The organism is Devosia sediminis, assembly GCF_016411825.1.
In the GTDB taxonomy this organism is placed as follows: Bacteria; Pseudomonadota; Alphaproteobacteria; order Rhizobiales; family Devosiaceae; genus Devosia; species Devosia sediminis.
Genome location: NZ_JAEKMH010000004.1, coordinates 205054 through 231368, shown reverse-complemented (window position 1 = coordinate 231368; position 26315 = coordinate 205054). Strand labels below are relative to the sequence as shown.

Genomic DNA, 26315 nt, shown 5'->3' with positions numbered 1-26315 from the left:
GAAGGAAGGGGTGTCGGGTTCCAGCCGATTACCTCTTTCTTTTTTTCTAAAGCTGCTGGGCGTCGTTTCTCCGTTGTGGTGGTTGCGACGAATCGGTCGCTGTATTGCGAACCTCTCTCGTTTGGTGATTCGGAGTCAACAACCCCCATCGCGATTTCGTCGCGAGGGTTGCTTCAGGACTCTCAAACGGAGAGAGACTCCGCCTCTTCAGACATGTTGTCGCCGAAGCGCGACGAACTGCCGACAATGCCGATGGCGTAGGGCTTCCTGGCCGGCCAAGGGTGTCCAGGCGATGGATGTTCTCCACCCGTTGAAGCACCGCCATGACCTGCCCAAAAAAAAGTTTGCCGGGCCTGGGTCGACCGTCTCGACCGGCAGGTCTCCTCCTAGGAAACCTTGCCGTTGCGTGCGCTGTCCTTGGTCAAGGCGAACTCGATCACCGCGGTTTCGCTTACCTTTTCGGCATCTTCGCGGTCAAAACGACGCGCGGCGACCTGCGCAGCGATGGCTTTGATCAGCGCGCGCACCAATGGATTGGAAGGATCGATGGGGGGAGAAGCAAGTTCGGTCATCATGCCTCCTGGGCATATCGAACGTGATGACGCCGGCCGACGGGCCGCGATGAACTCTGCTGGTGGGATGCACTTAGGCGTCGTCGGGTTTGACTTCAAGCCTGGCCTACTACTAATCAGGGCGAAGGTGGAGCTTCCGACTGGATAGGCAAGAGCGAAGGCGTTTTCCTTCCCTCCGAGCGCACAATCGGAATACAACTCCGAATCATGACTCCGATGCGAAGTGGCTGACCAATGCACACGACGAATCTGAGTGAGTTCGGAATTTCCGTCTAGGATCTGGTGTGTAGAGTGTGGCATTGAAGTTGCGAATTTCGCTCACAACGCAATGCGAAAATGTCCGTCCAGTTTGACGAGGTTGCGTACGCTGCTTACAAGAGAATCGGGACATTGACTTATAAGTCAACTCGCCGGTTCTCATGTGCGTCAAATGAAATGTATCAATGAAAACAATGGGTCTCGTAACGTGGGTTTTTTCCATAATTACCTTAGAGCCGAAATTCGTTAACCAGACTGGCCTAACGGTGCACTTGGCAGTTTACGTTCAGTCGGAATCGGAATAGGTATCTCTCAACCAGAGGAAAAAGCAATGTCGCAATTCGATTCCGAACTCAATGCTGCCAAGGACAAGATTGTCCAAATTGAAGATGAATTGCGAGAGCAGATTCAGAGGATCAACATGGAGGCATCGCAGCGAGTTGTCGATGCTGTTCGGAGGGCCGATGAGCAGCTGGTACACCTCCGAGCCTTCATCCGGGCTATGCAAGCACCCGCTTCGAGCGCTGACGAACAGGCTTTCGCCGCGGTATCCGAGGGGGCCGCAAGTGGCGACTTCCGCGAAAACCCAGGGTCGATCTCAGGTAAGGCAAAATCAAAGGGCAAGAACAAAGGAAAAAGCGTCCGCCATATGATTTTGGAAATGCTCGAGAAGGCCGATGGCGAGTTCGTCGCATATCGGGACATGGACCACGCGGTAATGAAGACCGGGATGACACGGTCGGCAGGCGAAAAGTCCCGTAAGGCCATGAGGGCTGCCGGTCTTGTCGACGAGGGTGAGTTTGCGATCAAAATCAACGAAGCAGGCAGGAGCGAATTGGCCAGATTGAACGGCAAGCTGGCCGAGCTCTGAGGCGAAGACATCACGCCTATGTTCAGCCAGTTTCGGCACCCCCGGCACATGTATCGGGGTATGTGGATGGGATTGCGGCTGGACCTAGTCCGTCAACCACGGTGCCGAAGTGTTCTCGGAGTGTGGGACGCCCGAGCAATATTACCATCGCGGCGATGGATCGAAACTGTATTCCTAGAGGCGCAAGGCGTACCTCGCGCCTCAGGCCGTGTCGCCTAGTTCGGGCGGCGTATTCAGGTTCTCTTTTGCGAGGCGTGCACGACCTCTTGGTGTCAAATACAGCCTAGGCGTCTCGCCTCTCTCTTCCACATAGTCATCATGGACAGCGTGATACCTGGCTCTATTGGCTGCATCACTTGAGAATCCCTTCGCGAGCATCCGCCGACGCACCTCGTCTCGATCCGGTGCGGTCTCCAGATCGGCAACCATCTGTATCACACTGAACATGGCCGGGTCCTCAGGGTCGCCAGGTCCAAGTTTGGTGATCAGCTTCGTGAGTTGACTCAGATGATCGTCCATCTCATTGCGCCCTGCCTTTTGAGCTTCCGCCTGCAACGCCCTGTCTTCAGCTGCTTCCGCCCTGGCCAGCAGACTTGCGTTCTCTTCGATCAATTCCTGCATGCCGTCCGAGATGCCGGCATTCAGGTCTATGAGGGTATCCACGCGGTGCTTCATATCGTTGTTCGCCAACTTTGTGGCGTTACGCCAGATCTCATCTACCAAGCCCGAGGCAAGCTTTATAAGATATGCCTGCGCCATATGGGATTTCGGTTTGGCGCTGGCCGTCTCTTCAAAGACCTGCTGCATGAGAGCCAGAACGGTCGTCCGGGATCCGCCACCGATGTACTTGCTGACCTTCGAGATCGTGGGCTTCTCGTTGTTGCGCTGCAGCATAAGGATTGCTTCACGAACGTTCTCGATAGTTGCCTTAGCCGCGCTCATGTGATCCCCCGTACCGTACTGTGGTGGTACAGTACGGTCGAAAGGTTGCTTTTTCGTCTAATTGGAACCTTCGATGCAGCGGTTGTCGCCTTGAATTCGTTCGTGTGACAACCGATTTGCAGACAACAGCCTCTTATACGCGTGCCGCTACAGCCGCACGGCGCTCTTGAATATCGCAGGAGTCGCCCATGCACCTTACCTTCGACAATCCCGTTACCCTCGAAACCGCTAAACGCATCCATGCCTTGAGTCGTGACCTCAAGCTGATCGAAGAACTCAAAGCGCCTGGCATTCGCGATATCGTAGAGGCGCCGATTCTTTCGAGATGGTCTATCGGTCCGCGGACTGAAATTGCACTCGTCGGTGAAGTCCAGGGACATCCTCTTCGTCCGGACAGCAGGACGATCGTCACCTCTGGAGTGTTCTTCCTCGACCCGATTGCGGGCTATGCTCGAACTCTTTCGCGCTGGTACCGGCTTGGTGATCCCCTGTAACCCCTTTCTCTCTTGGCATTAGGCAGTACCGTGCCCGGTGGCGCTCGGTCACAAGGAAGGTGCCAGGAAAGGGGCGATAGCCGTCTGTAACTCTCGTGGCGCTCCTTGAAGCACCAACGATAAATCGACCGGCCTGTCGGCGGAATCACAGCACTCGCCTGTTCCGGTAAAGAGTTGAAACTTATCGGCTGGCGTCAGGATCACCAGGAGCTGGCCTCTCGAGGCATAGGAGTCATAATGGTTGCTAAGGCGCGCCGCGGTGCACCACCTGGTGCCCATCCCCCACCATGTAGCAGCGAAGCGACTCTGCAGCTTGACCAGCTTCCAACGGCCCTGGTCGAACAGCATTTCGCTTTCGGCGTACGCCTGCTCTCGTTCGGCTCGCCGCACACGTCGAGCGGACTCATCCGACAGGAAAGCTTCCACCTGGAACAGTTCCATTGCGGATTGATACTGCCCGATGTCTCTACGGTCAGGGGGGAGGTCTTTCCGCAATCGGTCGAAATGCGTCAGACCGGCGGTGAGGAGCGAAAGTTCCTCGCAATTGTTGGATCGAAGGAAGCCCACCTTTTGCCATTGCCTACGCCGCCAAGCGGCCAGCCACGATCCGTACCGAAAGGATGACGTTGGATCGCACATCCATACAACCTCACTGACGCGCTGTTCACGCAACACGCTCAGCTGCGGGTCCAGGCGCTCGGCCAGGGCGCGCCGCCATGTCTGGTCGAGGTGGTGGATGATAACGGTTTGACGCTTTGGAAGACTCGGCGAACTGGGCATGTGTCCAGTGCGCGTCAAAAAGACTGAACTGTCGAGCCCAGCTTGTTGTGGATCCATAACGCGCAGTTCTGGACTGCAGAATCATCCGCAACGCCCGATGCGCACCGCGAAGTGCTTCGACCGCCTTTGATCTCGAAAAGGTAGGACATTCTCAGACTATGAAAGGAGCTGGTCGAATGGCCAATCCGATGTCTTCCCTGATCCAGCACAGCCGCCACCTCGGTGCCAACGACGAGGTTTGCCCTTGGTGCGAGCAGGCCATCACTCATGACAAGTTCGAAGAGATCAGTGAGAAGATCGCCCGCGAGGAAGCTGATCGTTTGGCGGAGATCCAGACGCGGCTTGCCATGGAATTTGCCGAAGAACGCAACAAGCTCGCAGCAGATGCACAGACCAGGATCGATACCGTCACGCGACTGGGGGAAGAAGCCACAGCGCGAGCTGTTCGAGAAGCTAAACTGGTAGCTGACCGCCTGGTCGCCCAGGCCGAAGAAAAGCTCGGCGCAGCGGTTGTCCAGAGTCGTCACGACGTCGAGGCCGCGATGGCCGATAAGGTTCGCACTGCAGAAGAGGCAGCCATTCAATCGGCGCGGGACAAACAGGCTGCCGAGATTGCACTGAACACATTCAAGGCGGCTGCCGAAGGGCAGGCCGCGGAGGTCGCCGACCGGCATAAGGCAGAACTCGAGACCGCTGTTGCCAATGCGGAAGACGCGATCCGCCAGCGCGCATCAGCCGTGGTCACCGAGCTGAAGACAAGACTTCAAGCGACGGAGACGGCACGGCAACTCTCTCACGAGGCGGCCGAAGAACGTCTTCGCGCGGTCGAGAAGGAACGTGCTGACTTGCAAGAACAGTTGGTCGGGACCGCAGCGGCACATGAGGTTGAACTCACGGAACGCACGAACGAGATCCGGGATTCGTTAAGTCGCGAAATGTCGAAGGCAGTTCTCGATGTCAAGGCGGCCGCATTCGCCGAAAAGCAGAAACTGACCGAGGCGGTAGACGATCTCAAGCGCCAGCTGGAACGCAAGACCGCCGCCGAACTGGGTGAAGGCTCGGAGATCGACCTATTCGAAGCGCTGCGCGAAGCGTTCGATGGCGACAATATCCGGCGGGTGCCCAAGGGCGAGAACGGTGCCGACGTCGTGCACGAGATCGTGGTCAACGGCACCATTTGCGGCACCATCGTCTACGACAGCAAGAACCGCAACGCTTGGCAGAACAACTTCGCTTCCAAGCTCTATTCCGACATGATCGCAGCTCGAGCGGATCATGCCATTCTCTCCACCAACAAGTTCCCCACCGGCACCCGTCAGCTGCACGTGCTCAATGGCGTGATCATCGCCTGTCCTGCCCGCGTGGTCGCCCTGGTGCAACTCCTGCGCGCCCATATCGTGCAGACACATGCGCTTCGTGTCAGTGCGGAACAGAGAGAGGAGAAGACCGCTGCGCTCTACGACTATGTGACCTCGGAACGTTGTTCCCTGCTCATGGACTCCATGCACGTAGCCTTCGAAAAGCTTGAGGCGATCGACGTCGATGAGAGGAAGTCGCATGACACGGTTTGGAACAAGCGTGGGCGCCTGCTCAAAGAGGTGGAGCGTACGCGGGGCACCATGGTTTACGAGCTCCAGCGGATCATCGGCACGGCCGAGGCGGCGGAGTAAATGGTCGTGGCTACAAGCGGACGAGCCGGACAAGGTTTCCAGCACCTTCTCCGCGCGTTTGGGGCGCTCAATCTCCACTCCCATGCCATGGCAACATGTAGCGTCTTGTCGGCAGTTGGGGGCGGTTGTTACGTGTATCACGTGCAAACGTTCGTGCACTTGCCGTCGCGGTCCCTAATTCGAACAGCTCGCGATGGTGTCGCTAAGGGTGTCTCGTCGCGCTAGGGCTGTGTTCCCTTCTTCACCCGTTCCTCGTCGGCAAGTCGCCTCAGGTAGCGAGCGAAGTCGTGGTCAGCGTCCGCGAGCAGTTGCGGGATGACCTTGGAGAAATCTTCGCGGCCGCACCATTGCCGCATGTAGTTTTCCCACTGTGACCAACGTCGTTGCTGAACCTCCGTCATATGGTCCGAATACGCGAGGATGTAGGCGCGCTCGAACAGAGAACCCAGCAGTTCGAACAGGACCTGCAACCGCTCCTGCTGATCGGCGTCCAGATTGTCTGCCCCATCCTTGGACCACAGTTGGAGGTCGGTATTCTCCAGCACGAGTTTGAGGAAACCGTCGTAACTCGAGGCGAGGCTCTCGTAGATCATCGCCTCCTCGTTGCGCCGCTCCCGGTTTCTTTGGATCCAGAACGCGAGGATGCCGAGCGGGAATCCCAGCACGGTGACGATGTCGCCCAGGAAAGCCGTGACTTCCAACATTTCGCGCTCCGAACAAGAAAACGGCTCGACTTGGCCGGACACCTGTTTCGGGCATTTTCCACGCCGCGGCAACGGAGGAGACGCGCCGATGATGGCGCGTCTCCTCCTACTTCAGTGGCTGCCAGTCAACTTGGGCGCCTTACGCGTCGAGTAGGCGATGTAAGCGGTCGCGACGAAGACGATGGCCGCAACGACCCAGACCGCTGCGACGAAGCCGTTGTCGAACGCCGCCCGCGCGATCTCGAGCAGTTGGCGTCCTGCCTCCGGCTCCATGGTCTCGGCGGCGATGATCGCCTGGTCGATGCTGTCACGGGCAGCCGTCGGCGCCGTGAAGTCGTCCGGGAGAACGAACGAGCGCGCATAGAAAAGCGACAACATGCTGCCGATCAGCGCGACGCCGATGGTGCTGCCGAACTCGTAAGACACCTCTTCGATCGACGCAGCCATGCCTGCCTTGTCCGCCGGCGCGCTCAGCATGATCGCACCGGACGCACCGGTCATCACGCCGCCCAGGCCCAGGCCCACGGCGACCAACGGGACGAAGCGGACGAGGAAGTCGCCTTCGAAGGTGAACACCACCCCGACAAGCCCGACGGCCGCCAACAGCATCGAGATCCACATCACCTTGACGTTGCCCCACGTGTTGGAGAGCAATCCGGCGACGGGCCCGATGACGAGAGCGGCCAGTGACAGCGGCATCAGCGCCAGAGCGGCCTCGAACGGCGACATGCCGCCGACAAGCTGGAACCGCTGCGTCAGGACGAGCAGTGCGCTGATCATGGCCAACATCGCGACGACGGCCGCCACGGCGCCGCCGCGGAACACCGGGTTGGGGAACAGGCCGAAGTCGACCATAGGCTCGGCCATCGACCGCTGCGCCCTGACGAACCAGAACAGGAAGGCCGCGCCGATCGCTCCGCTGATCAAGGCCACTACGAGCGAGCCGTCGATCTTGCTCACTTCTTTGATCGCATAGATCAATCCCACCAAGCCGATCATGACGAGAATGGCTCCCGAGAAGTGCCAGGTCCGGTGCGGATTGTCCGGCACGATGCGCGGCGTCAGCAGCAGAACAAGGATGATCACCGGCACGTTGATCAGGAACACCGAACCCCACCAGAAGAATTCCAGCAGGACGCCGCCGATGACCGGACCGAAGGCCGCGCCTCCCGAAGCCACCGCCGCCCAGACGCCGATGGCGATCCCGCGGTCGCGGCTGTCGGTGAACGTGATGCGGATGATCGACAGCGTGGCCGGCATCATCATCGCCGCCCCGACCGCCAGCAACGCCCGAGAGGCGATCAGAATGGCCGAGCTGGGGGAGAACGCGGCGATGACCGAAGCGACGCCGAAGACGACGAGCCCGTAGAGGAACATCCTCCGGTGCCCGATCTTGTCGCCCAGAGTGCCGGTGCTCATCAGCAGACCCGCCATCACCAACGGATAGGCGTTCACGATCCAGAGCTTGTCGGAATTGCTGGCACTGAGGTCGTGCGTCAGCCGCGGCAAGGCGGTGTAGAGCACGGTGACGTCGATGCTGATTAGGAACAGGGCTGCCGATACGATCAGCAGGACCACCCAACGATTAGATGACATTTGAACCACCATTAGCGCGTCATGCGCATGATCTAAAGAGCTTCAGTCGCGGCCGGATATCACGAGGGCGGCGCCGAGCATTCCGACGCCCACCAGGACGATAACGATGTGCACGAAGTTCGGTAACGGGAAACGGTGCCCGATGAGCGCCATGAAGCCGAGCAGGGCCAGGCCGCTGACCAGGTACTGCAGCGCCATCTTCTTTCCAACCATCGTGGTCCTCGCAAACCATGCATCTGACAATTGCCAGCAACATACCAACCGAATGGTATGTTTGCAAGATCTTTAATTGCAATCCGTGCGCTCGAGCCTCAAATCTCATTCGCTGGAGGTCGCGGCCAGAAGTCGATCCAATAGGTCACGCCTGTCGCCGGTGCGCATCTCGAACAGATCTGAGATCCATATTCCGTCGGCGGCCAAACGGACGATGTGGAGATCCACCCCGCCATCGGTTTCGGCATGACGTTCCAGACGCCCCTCGAACCACTTCGTCCAATGACGTCTCAGATTGGCATCGGTGAGCATCGATATCGAGAGGACGGCCCAAGGACTGAGCTTCCCTGCGGTGCCCGCTTCGAAGACCGACTTGAGATACGCTCGGGTGAACCGCCCGCGGACTTCAGGGTCGTTAGCCATCTGTCCGTCGATCTGATCGTCGATCTTATCGAGAAGTTCGCTGCACAACGTATCGATCAATGCCTGCTTGTTGGGGAAGTGGTGGATGAAGCCCCCCTTGGTCACGCCTGCGGCCTCAGCCACCGCTTGCACGGTGACGGAAGCGAGACCCTCGCGAGTGGCCAATTTCGCCGCCTCGTCCAGCAGGGCGCGTCGCACCACCTCGGGTTGTTTCTTCCTTCGGTGGGCATTGTCGCTATCGGTCAAAACTCTGTATCCTTGGAACGGTGACGGCGTGCCCAGACTTCCCTGCGGCGAAAATATACCATACGAACGGTATGTTTGCGACAGGATTGTTCGTTAGAGCGTTCACCGACGGGCACCCATTCGACATCCGCTACCGCTGCACGAGACCTGGGGCTTCGCGAGGCGCAAACATGCTGGTCGGATCTGCCTTCTCCTAGATGGTCGGGTCCGGTGCCGACACTGTCACGCTCCATGATCCCCTCTCCGGTCGACATCGGGTTGGCCGGCGCGTGGATAGCACACGGCATGCAAGCGGAATTTCCGACATTCCCCCAAGGGTGAATATATCGTCCGGCCCTAACGTCGCCGACCCCCGCGTCATCGGATGGGAGCGGCGAGCACTTCGTGCCCTGCGAAGCGCGCTCTTTCTTTCGTTCGAGCATGTTATCGTCAGGATCAGGACAGAATCTTTCGAGATGGCCGGGTCGATGGCTTCCAAATCGGCTCGATCGCCTCGATGCTATTCCATGCAGGGCACCCCTTGAATTCGCGCTTGGATCACATCGCGGGCGTGAACATCGTCAGATCGGCGCCAGAAATCGCTGGCGGGCATGGAGCTTGAAATGGTGCATGAAAATACTTCCCTGTCGATCCTCTCGAGCCCGGACATTTCCGAACCGGCATTTCTACGCGAGGCCTATCGCTTGGGAAAAGCCGACGGCGTCGAGTGGCTGACACGAAACGAGGACATCCTTGGCCGGCTCGGTATTGCTTGCAGCGCGGTGGAACTCGACGGCTATGCAGGGGGATTCCTGGAAGCCGTCTGGCAAGCACGCACCTCGGTGCCCTTCGCATGTTGCTGGATAGAGAGCAGCGTCGTGGATCTGGGTCCCGACCATGTACTCGCCCAGGTATATCAAGACTATGCCGACCCATGGCCTGCCGAGATCGACGAATTGCTGATCGTGAGCCTTCTGGTCGATACACCGGCAGAAATCTCCGCCATGTACCGCAAGGTGCAGTCCAAGCTTAGGGGTGCAACCGTGCAGGTTTGTTGCGGTGCTGGGCCGCAAGCCATCGAAATATCGTCTTCGGCGTTGAAGGCTCGTTTCACTGTGAACGTGCGCGCCAACGTAGCTTTGGATCGCGGCGATGAACGACTCGGAATACTCAGAAGGCGGCTGAACGATTTGAGGCAAGCGGCTCTTCCGGAGCTCGTGCCGGCGCGGATCAAATTCTGGCGCGATGTAGTCCACCGGAAGGCATCGAAGGCGGCGGCGGCAAGATCCAATTTCTCCGAGTCCTCGATCCTGCCGAAGCAGACCTGAACGCTCATCGCTGTCACCGACCTCGGCACCTCGTTTAAGGCGCCCAGGGTGCTGTCTAGAGCTCTCAGCTTATGCAGAGCGACGCTTTTCTGATGCAGTTCCACGATCGTCTCGACGCCGGGGGTCACGTGCTCGCTCCGGGCCTCGGCCAGGAGGGATACGTAGTAGCCGATGGAGCAATAGGAGAACGAACGGCACAGGTTGATCACCTTGCGAGGGCGATGGGCAAGGTTCGGCCCTTCCGATATGTAATCCTGGGCAGTGATTACCCTGGGATCCTTGTCGGACCATCGGTAATCGCCGCGCCTTTCGACCACGATTATGGGGTCGGTCATCTTTATTCTACCGGTCATTAGGACACTGTATCGTTCGAGAGGATGCGCTCGTAGCGGATGGCACGTGCACCGTCCTCGTAGTAGCCATCCACGTTGTCGAACGGCTTGAGACCGGCCTTCTCGAAGAGGTGCTGTGCATCGAGATTGTCGAAGCGTGTTTCGAGCCTGAAGCGGACGGCACCGGCATGTGCAGCCCGGCGGAGCGCGTCCTCCAGCAGCTTGGTCGCGACGCCCTTACCACGGGCGCCTTCTGCGACGGCGATAGAGTACAGTCTGATGACTGAGGTCCGTGCGTTGGCGAGAAGCACAGCGCTGCCGATCATGGAGCCCTTCAGCTCGGCAACGAGAATGGTCGCTGCCGAGCTAGCCAACAGGTCCCGAAAACTGCGTTTGGATATGCGATCGAGTTTGAAGGCGGAGAACTCCAACTCGACCAACGAGTCGAGGTCTGAAGCGGCGGCCAGGCGGATGCGTAAGTGTGGCATTTCCGGAGACGATGGTTGATGGGACCGTTTAACCTTCACACCCCCGGCATAAAGTCTCGATGCGAAAACAACGATCCGGCGTAAAGCGTGGATAAAGTCGCGCTCCTTGCTGCCGATGATCGTCCAGGCTTTACGCTCTCTTTACGTCACAGCCCGTTTCTCGCATCGATACTTTATGCGCACTCGTGGGATCTCTGCCCTCCCGTCTTTGGGAGACCAAAATGTATCGTCCTTACTGGCCCGCCTATCGAAGCCTCGATGCGTCGCATTGGCCGAGCTACCAGAACACCTCGCATCGTCCGGCCATCTGGGTAGCCTTTGGCCTGCCCCTCTACGTGTGCGTGGTGATTGCGGCGCTCTTCGCGCTCAGCTGACTCCAATTCCCTCAAATATCGACTAAAACTTTCTGACGAGCTGACCCCATGTCCATGCGTCATGCATTTGCCCGTTACCAGACCTTCGCCCGACTTCATGCCGCTGTGCCGGCGGACCTGGTCGGCATCAAGCACTTCAGCGAACGCCTGCCCGAAGACGCTCGAATGAGCGACGACTGGTGGCGGGCCGAAATCAAACGACCGGACTGCCATGTCCTCGTGGCGACGGAATGCAACATCGTCGTCGGTATCGGCATCGTCGAGCACCTTCCCAGGGCTCCCGAAGCCACGATTACCTACTTGTGCGTGGCGCCCGACGCCCGCCGTCGAGGCGTGGCGCAACTGCTCGCCGACACTCTCGTTGGGCGCGGGCGGTCGGAGGGAGCGGCTATCGTACGTGCCACCGACCACGGCCAGATCGGCCTCTCAGCCCTCTACGATCATAGTGGCTTCAAATCCTTCGGAGGCGGTCTTTGGTGCTTCGGACTCTGGGACGACCACGTCTCCCATAGCTACAGCGATCTTCGCGTTCCGCAGAATATGCCTGTCACCCGGGATGAGGCCGCGGCGCAATCCTTGCTGCTCGCGATGGGCTCGATCGACGCTTCCATGCTCCTGACGCCAAGGGCCCGACAGGTAATCAGCCACGAGGTCGAAGACAGCCGGCAGGAACCGGATGCCACGAACCTCGCGATCGCTGCCGCCCGACGCGGGTTCACCGTTTGGATGGACGCCGATATCGCCGACGATGTCCGCATGCGGTTGGAGCCCTCGCGCCGAGAGACTATCATCGAAGATGCGGCAGGACTGACCCCGGAACGCATACTCGGCCATCTGTCCAGATCGCACCTTTGCCTGCTGCGCTTGGCGCTGCCACGCCTCTCCGGCGACAAGCCGACCTGGTACATCGTAGACGGGTTCGATGGCTATCTGTTCCGGGTACATGACGTCACGACTTTCGACGATCCAGGTGATCCGATGGTTGCGACCGCTGCGGAATTGCGCCTTGCCATGGGACAGCTCGCCGCAAGCGATCACCTTATGGTCGGTCGTCCACTATGAGCTGGTGGACCATCTTCCGTCAGGCGAAGACCCACATCTTCAGTCCGCAGCTTAACTACAAAAGCGACAAGGAGAGGATGGACGCCGACTTCGGCGCCTTGCTCGTGATCGCCATCATCTGCGTACCGATCATCATAACGATCGGCGCCCTCATCGTCCTGACCTAGGCGCCTCCGGGCGCCTTTTCTTTATGCCGGCTTTATGTGCGCCTTCATCTTCCATATGGAAACTTTACGCGCATCGGGCGGAATGTGCGGACCTCTTCAACGGAGGCTCGACATGTTCGACATCTTCTTTCTGGCGCTGGGCGCAGGATTTTTCGTCCTGACTTATGCCCTCGCGCGGCTTCTGGCGCGGGTGTAGCGCCATGCTCACCTGGCTTTGGGGTCTCGGCGCCCTCGCAATCGCCGTCTACATGGTCGTCGCTCTTTTCCGGCCCGACAAACTCTAGCGAGAACTCAGAAAAATGAACTGGCAAGGTTGGGCGGAGATCGCCCTCACCTTGGGTCTGGCCCTGGCACTGGGCTGGCCCTTGGGTATTTTCATGTCGCGCGTCTGGAACAAGGAAAGTACCTGGCTCGACCCGGTATTGAAGCCGGTCGAGCGCCTATTCTATTCCGCGAGTGGTATCGACCCCGACAAGTCTCAAGGCTGGCTGGGATACGGTGCTTCGTTGATCGCGTTCAATCTCTTCGGCTTCGTGCTTCTCTACGCCATGCTGCGGTTGCAGGGCATCCTGCCGTTCAACCCGCAGGGATTTGCGGGCGTCTCCCCCGACCTGGCGTTCAACACTGCGGTCAGCTTCGTCACCAACACCAATTGGCAGAGCTATGGCGGCGAGTCCACCATGAGCCACTTTACTCAAATGGTCGGTCTCACGACGCAGAATTTCGTCTCGGCAGCAACCGGTGCGGCAATCGCCGCGGCGCTGGCACGCGCTTTTGCCGGCAATCGAGAAAAAGGCATCGGTAACTTTTGGGCCGATCTGGTGCGCACCACACTCTATGTGCTCTTACCGCTTTCGATCGTCTTGGCAGTCGCCTTAATCGGTTTGGGCGTAGTGCAAAACTTCGCTGCATCGGTCACCGCAACGACACTCGACGGTTCCAGCCAGACGATCTCGGTCGCGCCGACGGCGAGCCAGCTTGCCATCAAGCAGCTCGGCATCAACGGCGGCGGTATCTTCAACGCCAACTCGGCGCACCCCTTCGAAAACCCGAGCCCCTTCACGAACCTCATCACGGCCATTGCCATCAACACGCTCGGCTGGGCCGCCTTCTTCGCGTTCGGTCGCTCTGCCTTCGCACGCAAGGAGATCCGCGCCCTGGCCACTGCCGGCATCCTGATCCTCGGTGCCGGTGCCGCGGTCATCTATGCAGCCGAGGCGCAGCCCGCTCCTGCACTGGTTGCCGCAGGGATCGAGAACCCAATCAATATGGAAGGCAAGGAAACGCGTTTCGGAATCGCTTCGACCGCCGCTTGGGCAGCGCAGACGACCGGCGCCTCGAACGGATCGGTCAACGGCATGCACGACAGCATGATGCCTCTCGGTGGCGGCATGGCGATGCTGCTGATGATGCTGGGCGAGATTCTGCCCGGCGGTATCGGATCGGGCATTGCCATCATGGTCGTGATGGCGCTGCTATCGGTGTTTGTCGCTGGATTGATGGTCGGGCGTACGCCGGAGTACCTGGGCAAGAAGATCGAGGCACGCGAGATCCAGTACGCCATGGTGGCTCTTCTCGTCGTACCACTGTCGACTTTGGGTTTCTCCGCTTTGACGGTCGTGTGGCCGGGCGGTCTCGACAGCCTTTTCAACCCGGGGTCGCATGGCTTGAGCGAGTTGCTCTACGCCTTTACTTCCGCGACTGCCAACAACGGGTCCGCATTCGGCGGCATCTCGGCCAACGTTCCTTGGTGGAACACGACGCTGGGTTTGGCCATGCTCCTTGGCCGCTTCATTCCCATTGTCGCTGTCCTGGCGATCGCTGGAAGCATGGTCAACAAACCCAAGCTGGCGCCGAGCGCCGGTACCTTGCCGACCACCAGCACGCTTTTTATTGGCCTGCTCGTCGGCGTCATCATCATCCTGGGCGCGCTGCAATATTTCCCGGCGCTTGCCCTCGGCCCGATCGTCGAGCACTTCCAGGTGCTCGAAGCGGTCGCCGCCAACTGAGGTCAACATCATGTCTACAATGGACTTCGACAGCCAGGGCAACGGCCCGTCGCGGCTCGGCGGGAGCCTTACTCCCGCCACTCTGACGCGGGCACTCGCCGACTCTTTCGTCAAGCTCGATCCACGCAAGCTCTTCGGCAATCCGGTCATTCTGGCCACCGAACTGGTCGCCGTCCTGGCCACGATCTCGGCATTGGTCGCGATAGGTGCCGGCACCGAAGCGGGCTTCGCTATCGCCATCGCCGCATGGCTCTGGGCGACGGTGCTATTCGCGAATTTTGCCGAGAGCATCGCCGAAGGGCGCGGCAAGGCTGCCGCCGACTCCCTCCGGGCGACCCGCACCACGACCAAGGCCAAGCTCATCGTCGACGAGAAGCAGGGACTGGTGGTCCCGACGCCCGCTCACGAGCTAGGCCTCGGACAGATAATCCTGGTGGAGGCGGGCGATGTCATTCCGGTCGACGGGGAGATCATCGAAGGCGTCGCATCGGTGAACGAAGCCGCCATCACCGGCGAAAGCGCTCCGGTGATCCGCGAGTCCGGTGGCGATCGTTCCGCCGTGACCGGTGGCACGACAGTGGTCTCCGATTGGATTAAGGTCCGCGTGACCGCGCAGCCGGGGTCCACATTCCTCGACCGCATGATCGCCATGGTGGAAGGCGCCGATCGGCGCAAGACGCCCAACGAGATCGCGCTCGCGGTGCTGCTCGCCGGCCTGACCCTGATCTTCCTGATCGCTGTCGTGACCCTCCTGGCCTTCGCCTCCTATTCGGGGATCGAACTCGACCCGGTCGTTTTGGGTGCTCTCTTCGTCTGCTTGATTCCGACCACCATCGGCGGCTTGCTGTCGGCTGTTGGTATCGCCGGCATGGACCGCCTGCTCAAGGTCAACGTGCTGGCGACCTCGGGCCGCGCCGTCGAAGCGGCAGGCGACGTCGACACGTTGCTCCTCGACAAGACGGGGACGATCACCTTCGGCAATCGCATGGCGACGGAAGTCATCGCCGCACCCGGGGTCCGCGAGGACGTCGCCTTCCGGGCCGCGGTGATGGCATCGCTCGGCGACGAAACCCCTGAAGGCCGATCCATCGTCGAGCTCGCAAGAAATCGCGGCATCGACATCCAGGCTCCGGCCAACAGCACCATCATCCCGTTCTCGGCCACGACAAGACTTTCCGGCATCGACGCGGAAGGCAAGGTCTGGCGCAAGGGCTCGGTTGACGCCATCCTCAAGCTCACGGGCAGGACCGATGCCGAAGCGCCCGCACAGTTCCGCCAGGCCGTCGAACGCGTGGCACGGTCCGGCGGCACGCCGCTCGCCGTCGCCGAAGGCAAGACCCTGATCGGCGTCATCCATCTCAAGGACGTCGTCAAGCCTGGCGTCGCCGCACGCTTCGCAGATCTCCGCAAGATGGGTCTTCGTACAGTGATGATCACGGGCGACAACCCGGTGACCGCCGCCGCGATTGCTGCGGAGGCCGGTGTCGACGACTTCCTCGCCGAGGCGACCCCGGAAGACAAGCTGCGTCTAATCCGAGAAGAACAGGGTAAGGGACGCTTGGTCGCCATGTGCGGCGATGGCGCCAACGACGCGCCGGCGCTCGCTCAGGCCGATGTCGGCGTCGCCATGCAGACCGGTGCTCAGGCGGCCCGAGAAGCCGGCAACATGGTCGACCTTGACAGCGATCCGACCAAGGTCATCGAGATCGTCGAAGTCGGCAAGCAGATGCTCATTACCCGCGGTGCTCTCACCACCTTCTCGATCGCCAACGACGTCGCCAAGTATTTCGCCATCATCCCGGCTCTTTTCGTCGTGGTGCTGCCGCAGCTGCAGGCCCTCAACATCATGGGACTAACCAGTCCCGAGAGCGCGATCCTCTCTGCAGTGATCTTCAACGCCCTGGTCATCATCGCGTTGATCCCGCTCGCGCTGCGAGGCGTGAAGTACCGGGCCGTCGGTGCCGGTGCACTGCTGTCGCGCAACCTCCTGATCTACGGCTTGGGCGGTCTCGTTGCCCCCTTCATCGGCATTAAGATCATCGACGTCGCCCTGACGGTTCTTGGCCTCGCATAAAGGAAAACTTGAAATGCTCAATCAAGCCAGACCGGCAATCGTTTCGATGCTGCTGTTCTCCCTTCTTCTCGGTGGCGCCTATCCGGCGGTGGTCACCCTTGCCGGCGGGGCCCTCTTTCCAGGGCAGGCGGAAGGCTCCCTGGTCCGGAACGCACAGGGCGAGGTCGTCGGGTCCACGCTCATCGGCCAGGTGACGACCGGTCCGCAATATCTCTGGCCGCGCCCATCGGCAGCCGGAGACGGGTACAATGCGGCGGGATCGTCGGGTTCGAACCTCGGGCCGCTCAACCAGGACCTGATCGATCGGGTCTCGAGTGATGTTGCGGCGATCCGCGAGTACGCACCGACGGGTGACATCCCACCCGACGCGGTGACCACGTCAGGCTCGGGCCTCGATCCAGAAATCTCGCCGCAGTTCGCAGCCCTTCAAGTGGACCGCATAGCCCTGGCACGCGGCATGGAGGCATCGGCAGTGTCTGCCATCATCGCTGAGAACACCTCGGCGGCCTTGCTTGGTTTCATCGGACAACCTCGCGTGAACGTCCTGATCACCAACCTCGCCTTGGATGCCGCGCAGCCTCAAGCGACGACGACGGAGTAGACCGCAGTGGAAGACGTCCGGCGCCCCGATCCCGAAGCTCTTCTTGCTGAACATGGCAGAGCACAACGAGGCAGGCTCAAGGTCTTCCTGGGAATGGCGCCGGGCGTCGGAAAGACCTATGAGATGCTGCGCCAGGCGCGGCGCAGGAAAGCCGAGGGTCTCGACGTGGTCATCGGCCTCGTCGAGACGCACGGTCGCAAGGAAACGCAGAGCCTTCTTCGTGGCATGGACGTGCTACCTAGGCGCCCCATCGAACACCGCGGTCGCACGCTCCTCGAGTTCGATATCGACGGTGCCCTCGAGCGCCGGCCCGAACTGCTCATCGTCGACGAATACGCCCATTCGAACGCGTCGGGCTCGAGACATCCCAAGCGTTGGCAGGACGTAGAGGAACTGCTGGCCGCCGGCATAGATATCTGGACGACGCTCAACGTCCAACATCTCGAAAGCCTGGTGGATGTCGTCCTCAAGATTACCGGCGTACGTCAGAGGGAGACCGTGCCCGACAGTGCGTTATCCCGAGCCGACGACATCGAAGTCATCGACATTACTCCTGCCGAATTGCGCGAACGAATGGCCGCCGGCAAGGTCTACGTCCCTGAGACCGCTCGTCTTGCCGCGGACAACTTCTTCAAGCCGGAGAACCTGACGGCGCTTCGCGAGCTTGCGCTTCGTCGCGCAGCGCAGACGGTCGACGACCAGCTCAATGCAGCTATGAGGGTCAAAGGTCTTGAGGGTCCCTGGGCGGCGAACGATCGCATTCTCGTCCTAGTTGCCGACGACACGATGGCCGGTGCCCTCGTCCGGCAAGGGCGGCGCCTTTCGGACACCATGAAGGATGCTCCCTGGATCGTTGCCCATATCGCCCGGGGCCGCCAGGAAGACGGCGAAGCGGCACGCTCCTCGCGCCTGACGGATGCCCTGAAGCTGGCGGAGCAGCTCGGGGCCACGACCGTAGTGATGAACGGCGCCGATCTAGTTTCTACCGCTCTACGTTACGCTGGCCAGAACAACGTTACCCAGATCGTTATCGGAAAGGGAGCCGACAATCGTCTGAAGGAATTCCTCGGGATGTCCTTGGCCGCCGAACTGCTCCGGGCGGCCCGTGGCGTCGCGATACACGTGGTAACCGAGCCCGATGAAGGGCAAGGTGCGGTGCGCCGGCGCTGGTTGTGGCGCGGTTTCAATCGCAATCGGGTGCTGCCGCACCTCGTGGGCCTTATCTATGTCGGTTGTGCTACCGGCCTGGCCTACCTCCTCGACCTGCAGTTCGAACGCGCCGATCTGGGCATGATATTCCTTGCCGCGGTACTGGCTGCTGCCGTGATACACGGCTTGGCCCCGGGTCTTGTTGCAGCAATTTTCGCGTTCGGCGTCTACAACCTGCTCTTCCTCAGCCCTCGGTACAGCTTTGCCATCGGCTCGCCGACCGATATCCTGACCCTCTTCGTTTTCATGGCCGTTGCCCTTGCGACCGGTCTTCTCGCAGGGCGCTCGCGCGACAGGGCACGCGATGCGCAGAGAAGAACGAGCGACGTCACCGCCTTGCTAGTTGCGACACGCGCATTTTCCCGCGCGCCCACACGCACCGATGCTGCCCAAGCCCTTGCCGAGCAAACGGCGGCAGTGACTGGCGCGCGCTCGATCGTACTATTGCCACAAGAAGGCGAATTGGTCGTTGTCGCCGGTGCGCCGGACAGGGACGCTCTCGGAGCGGGAGGCATGGCTGCCGCACGATGGACTTGGGAAAGGGGCGAGGCAGCGGGGCACAATACCGGCACGTTGCCGCAGACCAGTTGGACCTTTCGTCCACTTCAGGGTGTGAACCAACGCGCCGGTGTAGTCGGTATCGAGGCGCTCGCGATGTTGCCGGGATCGGATCAGGAAAAGCTCCTGACTGCACTCGCCGACAGCGGTGGCGTTGCAATCGAACGCGCCGAATTTGCGCTGCACGCGGTCGAGGCCGAGACTCTGCGTCGTTCCGACCGCTTCCGTTCCGCATTGTTGAACTCGGTGTCCCACGATCTGAGGACGCCTTTGTCCACAGTATTGGGGTCATCATCTACCCTGCTCGAACTCGGCGACAAACTACCTGCCTCGACCAAGCAGGACCTGCTCGAATCCATTCGGGAAGAAGCGGAACGCCTCAACCACTATATCCGCAATCTGCTGGACATGACCCGGCTGGAAGGAGGCGGCGTAAAGCTGCGTCTGGAGTCAGCCAACGTCGAGAACGTTTTGCGGACCGCCACGGCTCGACTGAGCCGCAGGATCGGAGAGCATTCCATCACCTACGACTTTCCGCAGCAGCTGCCCAAGGTCACGATTGATCCGGGGCTTCTGGAGCAGGCAATCGTCAATATCCTAGAGAACGCCATCGCCTACTCACCCGAACATACCGAAATAAGCATTGCGGCCTACGAAGATCGCAAGAAGGTCATCATCAGCATCGAGGATGAAGGAAAGGGCATCCCTACCGATGAGCTGGAAAGGGTCTTCGACAAGTTTCGCCGGCTGGAAGAGCCGACCGATCGCAGCAAGGGTGTCGGGCTTGGCCTTTCGATCACGAAAGGGTTCATAGAAGCCATGGGGGGCACGATCGTCGCCGCAAGCCCTATCCACGGAGACAAGGGAACGCGCATGCTGATAGCCCTGAACAAGTCGAATGCCGACGTTTGGAAAGACAAGTGAACCAGCTGTTCGCACGAATTCTCGTCATCGACGACGAGCCTCAAATACATAGGTTTCTGGGTCCTGCGCTCGACGCGGCGGGGTATCATCACCTCCGTGCCGACAACGGTGCGCAAGGCCTACGGGAAATCGCGACCTGGAGCCCGGACGTGGTCATTCTTGATCTCGGGCTTCCGGACATGGACGGCAAGGACGTCTTGGTGAAGGCCCGTACCTTCTACGACGGACCGATCCTGATCCTTTCTGCGCGAGATAAGGAAGGCGAGAAGATCGAGGCTTTCGAGCGCGGAGCCAACGATTATGTAGAGAAGCCGTTCGGGATCGGTGAGCTTTTGGCAAGGATAAAGGCCGCTCTCCGTCAGCGCGCCGCGGCACAGCCTGTGCAGTCCAAAATCGTGTTTGGAGACATCGAGGTGGACCTCGATCTGAGATATGTCGTGCGAGGAGGTGAGCAGGTGAAGCTTCCCCCGAAAGAATACGCGCTGTTGACCCGGCTAATCGCAGGTCATGGCAAGGTGCTCACACACAAGGAGCTACTGGTTGCAGTATGGGGCGTGGCCCACATTGAGGATACGCAGTACCTGCGAGTGGCCGTCGGCCAATTACGACAGAAGCTCGAGCAAGATGCAAGTGAACCACAGCATATAATTACCGAGCCCGGTATAGGGTACCGGCTTCGTCGCTGAGATGCGTGTTTCATCCAACCAGTCAGACCGCTGTCGACCCCGTTTTTGCCGTTCAGGGTCATATCGCAAGTTCCCGAAAGCTGCCGGTGCGCTCAGGAGCTGCAATGTCATTAGGGACTCTTCGGTGGTCCCGAAGTGGGTGTGACTCGCGAAGGTGAGCATCGAAGAAGAAATCATTGCCTCGCTTAGGCATGTTGTTCGCTTTCCGCGTGGAACTTCCTACCGCAGTTGTCCCATCGGTTTCGTTCACTGGGACACGGCGAAGGATCCCATCGCAGGCAAGACGAAAGGACATCCAGGGTCAGGGGCCGGGCCTCACGCCATTCGCTGACGTACCGCCCAAGATCGACGAGCCACTGCCGCAGCTTCCTGGTGGCTCCTGTTAAAGCATCTTCAGTGCGGGAGAGATCGATCGCGCAGTTAGAGGATCACGTTTGGCCAGGCAGTCCTTCTCGTGCGACGTTCTTATATTAGGTTGACAGGCGACTAGCGGTCTCTACCAGCTGCCCTCGCAGATCCCACACCCGATGCTCGTCCGCATCTATCGGCAAGACTAGGCAGATGGTGGCGTCTACCTGGCCGTCGGCGTTGTAGATTGGTGCGGCAAGGCACTGGGTATAGGCATCAATCAGCCCCTTGGTGAGGCAATAGCCGTCATCTCGAGCTTGGGCGATGGCAACTTGGAAATCATCGATTGCGATCTGCCGGCCGTCGGGCAGGAAGAAGTCCCGCGGATGGATGAGTTGGCTGATCTGGTCAGGGGAATGCCCCGCTAGCAACAGGCGGCCGGAAGCGGTCCAAGGGATGGGTATCTGTAGCCCCACCGCCGAGCTAATGCGGAACGGCCGCGAGCCTGGGCACATGTGGATGATAGTGTAGCGCCCGCTTTGCAGCATGCAGAATTCGCTGGTCTCGCCGGTCTCTTTGGCAAGGCGATCCACCTCAAGCCGAGCGCGCTTGGCCAAGGGATTCTCGCGCATGTAGTTCAGCCCGTAGAGATACATGGTCTTTCCGAAGAACACCCGGCTGTCGGCGGCGTTGATCTCCAGCAGCCCGGCGCCTGCAAGTGAGCTGACCAGATTGTAGATGCTGGACCGTGGCGCCTGCAATTCCTTTGCCAAAGCGCCGATCTTCACCCCTTCGCCACGGGCATGAAGAAACTCCAAAACTTGCAGCACGCGATTGATGCCGCGTTCGCGCGCCCCCCCACTGGATACGGTCGGCTCTATGACGTCATTTGCCATCTTGCAGTTTCACTTGTGCATGGTACAGTGTCTAAGATATAGTACATATGTCCAATATACGAGACAGTCAATGGGTGCGCTACGCATGACCCCGGCAGAAATTCAGGCGCGCATCGACACGCTGCCACGAGTGCCGATCGCCCTCCGGAACACTCCGCTTGAAGAAGCTAAGCATTTGAGCAAGGTGCTGGGCGGCCCACGCATCTTCGTGAAGCGGGATGACCTTACGGGTGTGGCGCTGGGTGGCAATAAGCTGCGCAATCTTGAATTCCGCTTAGCTCATGCAATGATCGACAGGCCTGATACGGTAATTGTCGGTCTGGACCTGCAATCCAATTCGGCACGTCAGACTGTAGGCGCCTGCAACAAGCTCGGGCTCAAGGCGATCCTCGTACTCGAGGGGGCAAAGCCAGCCGAAGTGCAGGGCAATCTGCTGATCGACTACCTGCTCGGCGCCGACGTGCATTTTGCACCGGACAGACATGTGCAGCGCCAGATGCTGGACCAACTGGCCGCGCAGGTCCGCGCCACCGGCGGGCGTCCGCACATCCTGAATGACAATCCTATGTTCGATGTCGCTTCGGCAGTGGCCTATTTAGAGACCACGCTCGAAGTCGTCTCGCAGTTGCAGAAGAACGACCTGACGCCGAACTATTTTTACATGTCTTCGAGCGGGAAGGGGTCGGCCGGTATTATCCTGGCGCAGAAGCTGCTCGGGCTGCCCTTTGCCATGCATGGCGTCCCAGCGACCGATGAGTTCCACATTCCATCCCGCACCGCTGCGATAGCCAACGAAAGCGCTGCGGCGCTGGGCCTCGACCTCGTAATCGAGGAATCGGACATTACCAGCTTCGATAACTTCGTCGGCCAGGCCTATGGCATTCCCAGCGCCGCCGGCGACGAGGCCGTGCGCCTGTTTGCGCGCACCGAAGGTATCGTGCTGGACCCCATCTACACCGGTAAGGCCGCAGCAGGCCTCGTGGCGCATATTCGAGAGGGGCGGTTCAACAGCAGCGACATCGTGGTTTTCGTCCACACCGGCGGCACGCCGGCAGTTTTCACATGGAATGAACTCTGGCTCTGACGCATCCGCGTCGAGAGGCAAACAAGGGAGAGAGACTAATGCAGCGCAGACAATTTTTGACCGCAGCCGCCGGGGCGGCCGCACTGGCGGCATTGCCAGCAACTACACTTCGTGCATTTGCACAATCGGGATCGGGCACCATCACCTATGGCCAGAGCACGTCGATCCTGACGCTCGATCCGGCGCATGGCGCATTTACCGGCTACCCGGGCGGTTATGAAGCGGCGCTGTTGCTGTTTGATCGCCTGCTCGACTTCGATGCCGACATGAAGATCGTGCCCCAGCTCGCCCAGAGCTACGAAATGAGCGAAGACCTCCAAACCTGCACCATTTCGCTTCGGTCTGGTGTGACGTTCCATGACGGTACGCCGCTGGATGCAGCAGCAGTCAAGTTCAACATCGAGCGGATGATGAACAAGGACATCAACACCACCAACCGTCCGCTCTGGGACCCCATCTCGGGCGTCGAAACGCCCGATGACACGACCGTGGTCATCACCACTTCGGCCCCGTTCGCCCAGCTCCCCAACACGCTGGCACACGGCTCAGGCGCCATTGTCTCCCCCGCAGCCATCGAAAAGTTCGGCGAAGACGGCTTTGCCCAGAACCCGGTGGGCGCTGGTCCATACGAGCTGGAGGCTTTCAGCCCCGGCCAGGAGCTGACGCTCAAGGCCTTTGCAGGCTATTGGGGCGGCAAGCCCGGCGCTGACCGGATCGTCTTCAAGTTCATCGCAGAACCTGCAACGCGCATCAGCGCGCTGACCACGGGCGCTGTCGACATCATCGATTCCGTGCCGGTCCAGCTCGTCAGCCAGCTCGCTGGCAACGCTGATATCGAAGTCATCAATCGTCCGGGCCTGCGCCCGATCGGGCTGATCATCAACCTGACCCGTCCTACACTCAGCGAGGTCAAGGTCCGCCAGGCGCTCAACCTCGCCGTGCCGGTCGTGACCATCGCCGAGAAGGTATTCTTCGGTTACGCCCAGGCACCCGATTCCCCGCTGGCGTTTGACGCGATCGGCCACAAGAGCGTGGGCGAGCTGGTCTATGACCAGGAAAAGGCCAAGGCCCTTCTGGCCGAAGCCGGCTATGCGCCCGGCGCTGATGGCATCGTAGAAAAGGACGGTGCGCGGCTCAGCCTGGCGCTTTATGTTCCCGAAGGCCTATTCCCCGGCGACGTCGCTGTCGCAGAAATCGTCTCCGGCGCGCTCAAGCAGATCGGCGTCGAGGCCGTGATCACCAAGATCGAAAAGGGCGCCTACTGGGACTATCTGCGCCAGGACAAGGCCAGCATGGTCTGGGACCTGGCCATGTTCGGCTTCAACCCCTCCAACGCTTCGGGCACCTACCACCTGGCGTCGCTGTTCAAGTCCAATGCGGATGACAATGGCAAGCCGGACGTTTGGAATGCCGGTCGCTACAACAATCCCCGCGTCGATGAACTGCTCAACCTGGCAGACACCGCGCCGGCCGAGGCCGATCGCCTTGCCGCACTCGGGGAAGCGCAGGACATCATCTGGGCCGACGCTCCGCATGTGTGGCTGCAGGTCAACGAGAACGTTTCCGCGGCCCGCAAGAGCGTCAGCGGTGTGGCCGTGATGCCCATCGTATTCACCACGCTGCGCGACGCCAAGATCTAGATCGACAACGGATACGACCAGCCATGCTCAGGTTCCTCCTTCGGAGAATTGCCTCCATCCCGCTGGTCGCGTTCGGTGTCGTGCTGATCCTGTTCCTGCTGTTCAAATCGGTGCCCGGCGACGAAGCGTCCTTCGTTGCTGGAGCCACTGCCACGCAGGCCGAGATCGATGCCATTCGCATTGCGCTCGGCCTCGACCGGCCATTACCCGAGCAGTTCATCCGCCATATTGCGGGCCTTCTGCAGGGGGATTTCGGCTATTCGACCACTTTCCGCGGCAATCCGCTGCCTCATATCCTGAGCCGCATTCCGGCTACCCTTGCGCTGACCGCATCCGCCATCCTGCTGACGATTGTCATCGGAATTCCGGCAGGCATCATTGCCGGCGCCAACCGCAATCGCTGGCCCGACCTGGTGATCTCGTTTTCGGTTGTGGGGCTGCTGGCCGTTCCCAACTTCTGGCTGGGCATGGTGCTGATCGCGGTATTTTCCGTCAGCCTCGGAATCCTGCCGAGCTTTGGGGCCGACAGCATATTGTCGCTGGTGATCCCGACGCTGGCGCTATCTGCTCGCCTGATCGCCTTGGTTGCCCGCATGACGCGAGGCGTGGTGATCGAGGAGTTGCGCAAGAACTACGTCCGCACGGCCCGGGCCAAGGGGCTGGGCTCGCATGCCATTCTTGTCAGCCATGTGCTGCGCAACGTCCTGATCCCCACGGTGACGATCATCGGTTTGCAGGCCGGCTACCTGCTCGGCGGCTCGGTGGTGATCGAGCGGCTATGCGCCTGGCCGGGCATCGGCGACCTGATGCTGACGGCCATCTCGGTGCGCGACTACACCCTGGTGCAGGCCATTACGCTGATCTTCGTCATTGGTTTCATGCTGATCAATATCGGTGTCGACCTGCTGTACCGTTTCATCAATCCGAGGCTCCGCTATGGCTGATATTCCGGCCGCCGCGCCGCGCCGCTTCCGGCGCACCCACAATGTCTATCTGTGGTTCGGCAGCTCGTTGCTGGGCTTCTTCATCTTCCTGGCCATTTTTGGCCCGATGCTGGCGCCCTATGACCCTACCGAACAGGACCTGTTCGCCCTGCTCGAGGGGCCATCGGCCACTCACTGGCTTGGCACCGACAATATCGGGCGAGATATCTTTTCGCGCATCCTGGCTGGCACAGGCTACACGGTCAGCATTGCGCTGAGCTCGGTGCTTCTGGCCGGTATCGGCGGCGTCGCCCTTGGTTCGGTTGCCGGCTATTTCGGCGGCAAGGTCGACCGTGTTCTCAGCGGCATCATCGACCTGCTGCTGACCGTGCCCAATATCGTCCTGGCCATCGCCATTGCTTCGGTGGCCGGTTCGAGCGCGATGGGGCTGACCATCGCCATCACGGCCAGTTTTATTCCGCCGCTGGCGCGGCTCGTACGTTCGAAGGTCATCGAGCTCAAGGAAGAGGACTTCGTTGCGGCGTCGGTCACTATTGGCATGAGCCACTGGCGCATCCTGCTGCACCACGTGCTGCCCAATGCGCTAACGGTAATCATCATCGAGCTGAGCCTTAATGCTGGGCAGGCGGTGCTGATCGGTTCGGCACTGGGGTTCCTCGGGCTCGGCGTACAGCCGCCTGCGCCTGAATGGGGCACCATGCTGGGCGCGAGCCGCGAGTTCCTGACCGTGGCGCCGCATCTGATCATGGCGCCGGGCATAGCTATTTCGCTGCTCGTGCTGGCCTTCAACACCTTCGGTGACGGCCTGCGTGATTTCTTCGATCCCAATCTAGAGAAGTAGAG

26 protein-coding genes are annotated in these 26315 nt (G+C 60.3%); 16 read left to right on the top strand and 10 right to left on the bottom strand.

Features of this window, described 5'->3' with window-relative positions; genetic code table 11:
* Positions 1-386: 386 nt before the first annotated feature.
* The gene (locus JEQ47_RS16835; RefSeq protein WP_198877584.1) at positions 387-572 is read right to left on the bottom strand and encodes a hypothetical protein; all 186 of its coding nucleotides are present in this window, start codon (positions 570-572) and stop codon (positions 387-389) included.
* A 589-nt stretch (positions 573-1161) separates the two neighbouring features.
* Here JEQ47_RS16835 and JEQ47_RS16830 point away from each other — a divergent pair.
* Positions 1162-1701: a hypothetical protein gene (locus JEQ47_RS16830; protein ID WP_198877583.1), complete on the top strand. Its 540-nt coding sequence runs from the start codon at positions 1162-1164 to the stop codon at positions 1699-1701.
* 201 nt (positions 1702-1902) lie between these two features.
* Here JEQ47_RS16830 and JEQ47_RS16825 read toward each other — a convergent pair whose 3' ends face one another.
* The gene (locus JEQ47_RS16825; RefSeq protein ID WP_198877582.1) at positions 1903-2643 is read right to left on the bottom strand and encodes a DNA-binding protein; all 741 of its coding nucleotides are present in this window, start codon (positions 2641-2643) and stop codon (positions 1903-1905) included.
* Between the two features lie 188 nt (positions 2644-2831).
* Here JEQ47_RS16825 and JEQ47_RS16820 point away from each other — a divergent pair, with 188 nt between their 5' ends.
* Positions 2832-3137, top strand: coding sequence for a DUF6634 family protein (locus tag JEQ47_RS16820; protein WP_198877581.1), 306 nt, complete (start codon positions 2832-2834; stop codon positions 3135-3137).
* 48 nt (positions 3138-3185) lie between these two features.
* On the opposite strand, the gene JEQ47_RS16815 is transcribed toward JEQ47_RS16820, so the two are convergent.
* Positions 3186-3917, bottom strand: a complete 732-nt coding sequence (locus tag JEQ47_RS16815) for a hypothetical protein (RefSeq protein ID WP_198877580.1) — start codon at positions 3915-3917, stop codon at positions 3186-3188.
* A gap of 176 nt (positions 3918-4093) precedes the next feature.
* On the opposite strand from JEQ47_RS16815, the gene JEQ47_RS16810 reads away from it, so the two are divergent.
* Entirely contained in the window at positions 4094-5587 is a 1494-nt protein-coding gene (locus JEQ47_RS16810; RefSeq protein WP_198877579.1) for a DUF2130 domain-containing protein, read from the top strand.
* 221 nt (positions 5588-5808) lie between these two features.
* On the opposite strand, the gene JEQ47_RS16805 is transcribed toward JEQ47_RS16810, so the two are convergent.
* The 6 genes from JEQ47_RS16805 to JEQ47_RS16780 form a co-directional block, all read right to left on the bottom strand.
* Positions 5809-6291 (bottom strand): hypothetical protein, encoded by a 483-nt coding sequence (locus JEQ47_RS16805; protein ID WP_198877578.1) that lies wholly within the window; start codon positions 6289-6291, stop codon positions 5809-5811.
* Between the two features lie 111 nt (positions 6292-6402).
* Positions 6403-7869 carry an MFS transporter gene (locus tag JEQ47_RS16800; RefSeq protein WP_328769413.1) on the bottom strand — a complete coding sequence of 489 codons (1467 nt, stop codon included), beginning with the start codon at positions 7867-7869 and terminating at the stop codon, positions 6403-6405.
* A gap of 60 nt (positions 7870-7929) precedes the next feature.
* Positions 7930-8085, bottom strand: a complete 156-nt coding sequence (locus tag JEQ47_RS16795; protein ID WP_198877576.1) for a hypothetical protein — start codon at positions 8083-8085, stop codon at positions 7930-7932.
* Between the two features lie 120 nt (positions 8086-8205).
* Complete coding sequence (locus JEQ47_RS16790) at positions 8206-8769, bottom strand: TetR/AcrR family transcriptional regulator (protein WP_198877575.1); 564 nt, start codon at positions 8767-8769, stop codon at positions 8206-8208.
* A 901-nt stretch (positions 8770-9670) separates the two neighbouring features.
* The gene (locus JEQ47_RS21210; RefSeq protein WP_198877574.1) at positions 9671-10411 is read right to left on the bottom strand and encodes a RimK-like ATPgrasp N-terminal domain-containing protein; all 741 of its coding nucleotides are present in this window, start codon (positions 10409-10411) and stop codon (positions 9671-9673) included.
* Positions 10412-10428: 17 nt separating this feature from the next.
* Positions 10429-10896 carry a GNAT family N-acetyltransferase gene (locus JEQ47_RS16780; RefSeq protein ID WP_198877573.1) on the bottom strand — a complete coding sequence of 156 codons (468 nt, stop codon included), beginning with the start codon at positions 10894-10896 and terminating at the stop codon, positions 10429-10431.
* Positions 10897-11117: 221 nt separating this feature from the next.
* On the opposite strand from JEQ47_RS16780, the gene JEQ47_RS16775 reads away from it, so the two are divergent.
* The 9 genes from JEQ47_RS16775 to JEQ47_RS16740 all read left to right on the top strand — a co-directional run bounded on the left by JEQ47_RS16775 (position 11118) and on the right by JEQ47_RS16740 (position 20560).
* On the top strand, positions 11118-11270 hold the full coding sequence (locus tag JEQ47_RS16775) for a hypothetical protein (protein WP_198877572.1): 153 nt from the start codon (positions 11118-11120) through the stop codon (positions 11268-11270).
* Positions 11271-11318: 48 nt separating this feature from the next.
* Complete coding sequence (locus tag JEQ47_RS16770) at positions 11319-12332, top strand: GNAT family N-acetyltransferase (protein WP_198877571.1); 1014 nt, start codon at positions 11319-11321, stop codon at positions 12330-12332.
* Positions 12329-12499, top strand: a complete 171-nt coding sequence (locus JEQ47_RS16765) for a hypothetical protein (RefSeq protein WP_198877570.1) — start codon at positions 12329-12331, stop codon at positions 12497-12499. Before JEQ47_RS16770 ends, JEQ47_RS16765 begins: the two co-directional genes overlap by 4 nt.
* A gap of 164 nt (positions 12500-12663) precedes the next feature.
* Positions 12664-12783: a potassium-transporting ATPase subunit F gene (locus tag JEQ47_RS21205; RefSeq protein ID WP_407931790.1), complete on the top strand. Its 120-nt coding sequence runs from the start codon at positions 12664-12666 to the stop codon at positions 12781-12783.
* Between the two features lie 15 nt (positions 12784-12798).
* A complete protein-coding gene (kdpA, locus tag JEQ47_RS16760; RefSeq protein WP_198877569.1) occupies positions 12799-14508 on the top strand; it encodes a potassium-transporting ATPase subunit KdpA in 1710 nt (569 codons plus the stop codon).
* Between the two features lie 19 nt (positions 14509-14527).
* On the top strand, positions 14528-16582 hold the full coding sequence (gene kdpB, locus JEQ47_RS16755; RefSeq protein ID WP_198877863.1) for a potassium-transporting ATPase subunit KdpB: 2055 nt from the start codon (positions 14528-14530) through the stop codon (positions 16580-16582).
* A gap of 13 nt (positions 16583-16595) precedes the next feature.
* Entirely contained in the window at positions 16596-17183 is a 588-nt protein-coding gene (gene kdpC, locus JEQ47_RS16750) for a potassium-transporting ATPase subunit KdpC (protein WP_198877568.1), read from the top strand.
* Positions 17184-17189: 6 nt separating this feature from the next.
* Positions 17190-19874: a DUF4118 domain-containing protein gene (locus JEQ47_RS21105; protein WP_328769408.1), complete on the top strand. Its 2685-nt coding sequence runs from the start codon at positions 17190-17192 to the stop codon at positions 19872-19874.
* On the top strand, positions 19871-20560 hold the full coding sequence (locus JEQ47_RS16740) for a response regulator (RefSeq protein ID WP_198877567.1): 690 nt from the start codon (positions 19871-19873) through the stop codon (positions 20558-20560). Before JEQ47_RS21105 ends, JEQ47_RS16740 begins: the two co-directional genes overlap by 4 nt.
* A 470-nt stretch (positions 20561-21030) precedes the next feature.
* Here JEQ47_RS16740 and JEQ47_RS16735 read toward each other — a convergent pair whose 3' ends face one another.
* A complete protein-coding gene (locus tag JEQ47_RS16735) occupies positions 21031-21804 on the bottom strand; it encodes an IclR family transcriptional regulator (RefSeq protein ID WP_198877566.1) in 774 nt (257 codons plus the stop codon).
* Between the two features lie 70 nt (positions 21805-21874).
* Here JEQ47_RS16735 and JEQ47_RS16730 point away from each other — a divergent pair, with 70 nt between their 5' ends.
* Genes JEQ47_RS16730 through JEQ47_RS16715 form a run of 4 tightly spaced genes read left to right on the top strand, consistent with a single transcriptional unit; the run spans position 21875 to position 26313 of the window.
* Entirely contained in the window at positions 21875-22888 is a 1014-nt protein-coding gene (locus tag JEQ47_RS16730; RefSeq protein ID WP_198877565.1) for a 1-aminocyclopropane-1-carboxylate deaminase/D-cysteine desulfhydrase, read from the top strand.
* 38 nt (positions 22889-22926) lie between these two features.
* Positions 22927-24528, top strand: coding sequence for an ABC transporter substrate-binding protein (locus JEQ47_RS16725; RefSeq protein ID WP_198877564.1), 1602 nt, complete (start codon positions 22927-22929; stop codon positions 24526-24528).
* Positions 24529-24551: 23 nt separating this feature from the next.
* Positions 24552-25472 carry an ABC transporter permease gene (locus tag JEQ47_RS16720; RefSeq protein WP_198877563.1) on the top strand — a complete coding sequence of 307 codons (921 nt, stop codon included), beginning with the start codon at positions 24552-24554 and terminating at the stop codon, positions 25470-25472.
* Positions 25465-26313 (top strand): ABC transporter permease, encoded by an 849-nt coding sequence (locus JEQ47_RS16715; protein ID WP_198877562.1) that lies wholly within the window; start codon positions 25465-25467, stop codon positions 26311-26313. The genes JEQ47_RS16720 and JEQ47_RS16715 overlap by 8 nt, the downstream gene beginning before the upstream one ends.
* Positions 26314-26315 lie beyond the last annotated feature (2 nt).